This window comes from Pseudomonas sp. EA_105y_Pfl2_R69 (assembly GCF_963970915.1).
Taxonomy (GTDB): Bacteria; Pseudomonadota; Gammaproteobacteria; order Pseudomonadales; family Pseudomonadaceae; genus Aquipseudomonas.
Genome location: NZ_CAXAOO010000015.1, coordinates 1 through 3,459 on the forward strand (window position 1 = coordinate 1; position 3,459 = coordinate 3,459).

The 3,459-nt window shown below is 59.6% G+C and carries 5 protein-coding genes; 4 read left to right on the forward strand and 1 reads right to left on the reverse strand.

Annotated features, from left to right (window positions below; all coding sequences use genetic code 11):
- The first annotated feature begins 238 nt into the window (after window positions 1-238).
- The 3 genes from tnpA to tnpC are packed head-to-tail and all read left to right on the forward strand — an operon-like array spanning window position 239 to window position 2,658.
- Complete coding sequence (gene tnpA / locus AACY13_RS22530) at window positions 239-616, forward strand: IS66-like element accessory protein TnpA (protein ID WP_339463823.1); 378 nt, start codon at window positions 239-241, stop codon at window positions 614-616.
- Complete coding sequence (gene tnpB / locus AACY13_RS22535) at window positions 613-960, forward strand: IS66 family insertion sequence element accessory protein TnpB (protein WP_339463824.1); 348 nt, start codon at window positions 613-615, stop codon at window positions 958-960. Before tnpA ends, tnpB begins: the two co-directional genes overlap by 4 nt.
- Before the next feature lie 57 nt (window positions 961-1,017).
- Window positions 1,018-2,658: an IS66 family transposase gene (tnpC, locus tag AACY13_RS22540; RefSeq protein WP_339463825.1), complete on the forward strand. Its 1,641-nt coding sequence runs from the start codon at window positions 1,018-1,020 to the stop codon at window positions 2,656-2,658.
- A gap of 60 nt (window positions 2,659-2,718) precedes the next feature.
- Here the strand turns inward: tnpC and AACY13_RS22545 are convergent, their stop codons facing one another.
- Window positions 2,719-3,024, reverse strand: a complete 306-nt coding sequence (locus AACY13_RS22545) for a hypothetical protein (protein WP_339463826.1) — start codon at window positions 3,022-3,024, stop codon at window positions 2,719-2,721.
- 268 nt (window positions 3,025-3,292) lie between these two features.
- On the opposite strand from AACY13_RS22545, the gene AACY13_RS22760 reads away from it, so the two are divergent.
- A partial coding sequence (locus AACY13_RS22760; protein ID WP_445262608.1) for a trigger factor occupies window positions 3,293-3,459 on the forward strand: 167 nt, incomplete at its 3' end.

Sequence of the window (3,459 nt, forward strand, 5' to 3'; positions counted from 1 at the left end):
AGCTCGTCAGGCTCATAACCTGAAGGTCGTAGGTTCAAATCCTACTCCCGCAACCATCTGAAATTGCGATACTCCACAGGGGGTCACAGACCGCTTGGAGCCCGCCCTAGAGGCGGGTTTTTTGCGTTCCAGCGCAATCGCGAGGATGCCCGCCAGATCGCCGCGCACGTCGATCTTGAGGTACGCCTCCGATAGCAGCCGCATTGTCGGGGTGTCGTGACCATCGCATTGCGCGTGTATGGATGAGATAGACATTGATGTGTTTCCGGGCGTTCGCCGCCTGGACGTAGTGGAGACAGGCGGACGGAGGCGCTGGACCGGTGAAGCGAAGCAACGGATTGTCGAGGAGGCGTTTCAGCGCGGCCATCCGGTTTTGACAGTAGCGCGGCGCCATGATGTCGATCCGTCGCAGATCTACGACTGGCGCAAACGGCTGTTTCCGCAAATTTCCAGAGGGGTCCCCGGATTTGCCCCTGTGGTGGTGACCCCCGATGTTCCAGTTTCGTCGTCACGCGGCCAGATGGAGATTGTTTGCGGCAACGGTCGTCGGATCATCGTCGACCGCGACGTAGATGTCGCCGCGTTGCTTCGGGTGCTGGCGGGGATCGATCAATGATCCCCGTTCCGAGCGATGCGAAGATCTGGATCGCATTGGGCCACACAGACATGCGACGTGGCATGCGCGGTTTGGCGCTGCAGGTTCAGGAAAGCCTGAAGCGCGATCCTCATCAAGGCGATCTGTATATCTTCCGAGGGCGCAGCGGATCATTGATCAAGATTTTGTGGCACGACGATTTCGGCATGTCGTTATACGCAAAACGTCTCGAGAAGGGGCGTTTTGTCTGGCCCTCTGCCAAGGACGGCGCGGTGCCGATTTCAGCCTCGGCATTGGCCTGCCTGCTGGAGGGTATAGACTGGCGTAATCCCCAGAAAGCCTGGCGTCCGAGCAAGGTTGGGTAGCATTTTGCGTGCGATTTTCCTTCGGGTTCAAGGCTGATTCTGCTAGAGATTCCGGCGATGGAGACGCTCTCGGCCCGCGATATTCAAGACCTGCGCGAGGCCGTCGCCCGCGCAGGTCTGCGCGCCACCGAGGCGGAGGCCAATGCCGCCCGCGTCCTGGCAATCAACGCTGATCTGATCGCCCGCAACGCCCATCTTGAACTGCAAAACGAGAAGATGCGGCGCGCGCTGCACGGGCCATCGTCGGAGCGTTCGCGCCGCCTGATAGATCAGATGGAACTCGAGTTCGAAGAGCTTGAGGCCACTGCAACCGAAGACGAGATCGCCGCGCAGCAGGCGGCCGCAAAGACGACCACCGTCGAAGCCTTCACCCGTAAGCGCCACACGCGCCGGGAGTTTCCGCCAGGTCTTCCCGTCGAGCGGGTCGTTATTCCCGCCGACAAAAACTGCCCCTGCTGCGGTTCAGACAACCTCAGCAAGCTGGGCGAGAGCGTTATCCGTGCTCTGGAGACGGTGCCTGCTCAGCACAAGATCATCGAGACCGTCCGCGAACGCTTTTCCTGCCGGTCGTGTCAGACCATCACTCAGCCACCAGCGCCGTTTCACGTTACGCCGCGCGCCATGTTTGGCCCGCATTTTCTGGCATGCCTGGCGTTCAACAAGTTCGGGCTGCACCAGCCACTCAATAGCCAGCGTGATCGCCTCGAGAGTCAGGGCATACCGCTCAGCCTTTCAACGCTTGCCGATCAGATCGGTGCGATCGCAGTCGCTGTGAAGCCGGTGTATCTCCTGCTCGAAGCGCATACGCTCGGCGCCGGGCGTCTCCACGCCGACGACACCACCGTGCCGCGTCTGGCAAAGTACAAGACCGATATCGCCCGAATGTGGACCTACGTCCGCGATGATGCGCCGTTTGCAGGCGGGCGCGCGCCGTCAGCGCTCTTCTATTATTCCACAGACCGCAAGGGCGAGCACAGCCGGCAGCACCTTGTCGGCTACCGAGGCATCCTTCAGGCCGACAATTACGCCGGCTACAATGCGCTTTATGACCCCGGTCGGCCCGAAGGGACGATTACCCACGCTGCCTGTTGGGCCCATGCGAGACGATACTTCTTCGAACTTGCCGACATCACGACCCAGTTGAAGCGCAAGCCTGGCAAGCGCGTCGTCATCTCGCCGCTTGCGATCGAGGCCGTGCAACGTATCGACCGCATCTTCGCTATCGAGCGCGACATCAACGGCAGTCCTGCCGCCGAGCGGCTTGCCGTGCGTCAAATCCTGTCAGCCCCGCTCGTCACAGAGCTCGGCAACTGGATGCGTGAACAGCGCGGCCTGCTCTCCGCCAACGACGCCGTCGGCAAAAAGATGGATTACATGCTCAACGCATGGCCCGCTTTTACCGCATTCCTTGACGATGGCAGGATATGTCTCACGAACAATGCCGCCGAACGCGCCCTGCGAGCCATTGCCCGGGGCAGAAAAGCCTGGCTATTCGTCGGTTCTGACCGTGGCGGCGAACGCGCCGCGATGATGTACACCCTCATCGCCACTTGCAAACTCAACGATGTCGATCCGCTCGTCTGGCTCACCGACGTGCTCACGCGGATCGCCGACATATCCCAGAACCGCCTCCACGAACTGCTACCGTGGACTTGGAAGCAGTTGCGCGAAAAGATCGATACCGCTCAGGCCGCCTGATCCGCCAACAGCGTAAACCTGAACTCACAGGAGTATGGGTAGCGATACTCCTGTGAGATCTTACCTCAAAAATGCTTGGTGCCTGCGGTCCACAACGGAGGCGTACGGCTCATGCTTTTTTGGCTTGGCCGAATGGTAGCTGACAGAGGGAGAAGAGGTGGGCAGGTCCGACAACTCTCCCCGGCGCATTTTGCCGTGAAGGCTTAAATACCAGTCCTCTGCGATCTCCTTTGCGAGTGCCAAGCTCTCCTGCTTGGTGCTTTCGCGGTAGCGCTTGCCTCCGACTCGCGCGGCGCACTGCCAGTAGCGACCTTCCCCACGCTTGTAGACCTGAAGGCGTCCGTCGAAAAATTCATGGCTGGTCATTAGCGGCCTCCTGCACTATGTGCGACCAACTTAAGATTTGGTGACGTTGCTGTGTCCACAATGTGTCCAAGGGTGTGAAAGCAGATTTTGTGTCGAAGTGATTGAAAACATAGCATAAAAACTTGCCTTTGTCCTGCGATTTGTGGATTTAGGTTCTGGTATCGCAAGATGTGGGGGTTCGAGTCCCTTCGCCCGCACCAGTGCGCCAGGCCCCGGCCCATCGCAGGCGCCACCGAAATTCAGCTGAAGAAAGCGTTTGAGAGAAGAGATGCAGACTGTCGAGACGTTGAACGAGGGCCTAAAGCGCGCCTACACCGTAACCATCACGTCGAAGGATATCGACGCGCGAGTGGAAAAGGAAGTCAAGACCATGGCGCCGCAGGTGCGGATGCCTGGCTTCCGTCCCGGCAAGGTGCCCGCCAACCTGGTCAAGAA